Raw genomic sequence first — 1,828 nt, 5'->3', positions numbered from 1 at the left:
GAGCCCTCCGTCTCCGGCAGTCGTCGCTCGCGCCGGGGGGTCCACTGCTCGTGGCCGAGCCCACGGCCAACCGACTCACCCTCGGGCACATGGGCGCGCACTGGATGCGTCTGACCGCCACGGGCCGCGCTGCGCACGGGTCGGCGCCCCAGCTCGGCGACAACGCCGTGGTGCGGCTGGCCCGTGCCGCCTGCGCGCTGCACGACCACGATTCCTGGCCCTCCCACGCGACGTTCGGCCCGGTGACTGCGAACGTGGGTCTGCTGCGCGGCGGCGTCCAGCCCAACGTCGTGCCCGACTTCGCGGAGATGCTCCTCGACGTCCGCACCGTCCCGGGCGTGGACGGCGACGACGTGCGCTCCGTCGTCTCCGAGCTGGGCGGTGACGGCGTCCGGGTCGAGGACCACGTGGTCCTGCCCGTCGTCGACACGGACGTGCACGACCCGTTCGTCGGTCTCGTGCGCGAGGCTCTGGTCGCCGCCGGCGAGGAGGATGAACCTCGCTCCCCCGCCCGGTACTTCACGGACGCCTCGGTGCTGGCGCGGCTGCTGTCGCCCTCGGAGGACGGTCGCCCGGCGCCCACCGTCGTGCTCGGGCCCGGCGAGCCCGACCAGTGCCACGTTGTCGACGAGTGGTGCTCGGCGTCCAAGGTCGAGGCCGCCGTGGAGATCTACCGCCAGCTGTTCGACCAGTGGTGCCGCGGCCGGTGACCCCACACCAAGGGAGTCAGCTGACGTCGGCGGATGCCTCGACGTCCCCTCTCACGCTGCGCTGCCCACGGCTCCGGAGTCGGTAACGGATGTCTCATAACCCCTGGTCACATCGGCGGCGCGAGGCGGCGGCTCTCAGAAAGCCGCCGTCGCGGCGGCGTGATGAGGTGCAGGTCGAGGATCTCCGGCCGCGGAGCGACGCCTGGGCCGCCCGCCCGCACCCAGGCGGTGACGTCCTCGGTCGCGTCCGGATTGTTGACCAGCCCCAGCCAGACGGGTCGGGCGCCGGCGGCACGACCGCCGGTGGAAGGCTGTACGACGATGACGTTGGCCTGGTCGCATACGTCCAGACAGGCGGACACGCGAACAGGCGCCTCCTCCCGCAGGCGCGCCGTCTGCGCCGCGTGATCCAGTCCGGTCACCTTGGGGCTGCCGCAGCAGCAGTCCCGGCACACGACGATCCGGCACGGCACCAGGCCGGCCGTATCCGCTGCCTCCGCGTCGTCGGACGCCTCATCGACCGATGTCCCGGGCACGCCGAACCTGCCCTCTCTCCGGGGAAATCCGCCCCGGTACTTCGAGGAGGCGACCGCGTGAGTCTCCTGGCTCTCGGGTCAAGGTTCGTCCCCGCCTTCCCACCCGCCTGGGGCAGTGGCCTGTCGGGGATCCGCTCGCCGATCACAGTGGCGGGACCGCGCCGGATTCACACCGGCTTCCTCGGACCGCCGTCGCCATGTCGCCGGCCATCATTCCATCCGGGTGCCGTCCGCCCCCAAGGGCCTCCGCCCCGGCGCGGATGCGGCACCAGACGTAGCACTGCCCGTGCCGTAAGGGGGGTTCGGCGTGGGCTGACCGGTGCTGTCAGTGGCGTCGAGCCGGTGCGGCGAAGTGCACACTTCCGCTCGTCCTGCGCAGGGCACACCAACGCCATGAAGGTCAACGTGCTGAGCCAGCGGTAAGCAGCGGCCTGGTGGTCGTCGGCGCCGGCATCGTCGGCGCCTCGGTGGCCTATCACGCCGCCCGGGCCGGTGCCGTCGTGACCCTCGTCGACGCCGGGCGGCCGGGCGCCGGCGTGACGGCGGACTCGTTCGCCTGGATCGGAGCGTCCGGCGTACGCA

At 72.6% G+C, this 1,828-nt stretch carries 3 protein-coding genes and 1 riboswitch; of the genes, 2 read left to right on the top strand and 1 reads right to left on the bottom strand.

The annotated features are described in order from the left end of the window. The coding region (locus ACRDP3_RS27415) for a M20 family metallopeptidase (RefSeq protein WP_431519707.1) at positions 1 to 710 on the top strand (710 nt) is incomplete at its 5' end. Positions 711 to 817: 107 nt separating this feature from the next. Here ACRDP3_RS27415 and ACRDP3_RS27410 read toward each other — a convergent pair. Further along, positions 818 to 1,186, bottom strand: coding sequence for a (2Fe-2S) ferredoxin domain-containing protein (locus tag ACRDP3_RS27410; protein WP_431519709.1), 369 nt, complete (start codon positions 1,184 to 1,186; stop codon positions 818 to 820). A gap of 119 nt (positions 1,187 to 1,305) precedes the next feature. Then, positions 1,306 to 1,429: riboswitch (cobalamin riboswitch) on the bottom strand. 251 nt (positions 1,430 to 1,680) lie between these two features. Here ACRDP3_RS27410 and ACRDP3_RS27405 point away from each other — a divergent pair. Further along, a partial coding sequence (locus tag ACRDP3_RS27405; RefSeq protein WP_431519708.1) for an FAD-dependent oxidoreductase occupies positions 1,681 to 1,828 on the top strand: 148 nt, incomplete at its 3' end.

It is taken from the genome of Streptomyces sp. (assembly GCF_050698815.1).
In the GTDB taxonomy this organism is placed as follows: Bacteria; Actinomycetota; Actinomycetes; order Streptomycetales; family Streptomycetaceae; genus Streptomyces.
Note: the sequence above shows the minus strand (reverse complement) of the source record. Positions and strands in the feature narration are given on the sequence as shown.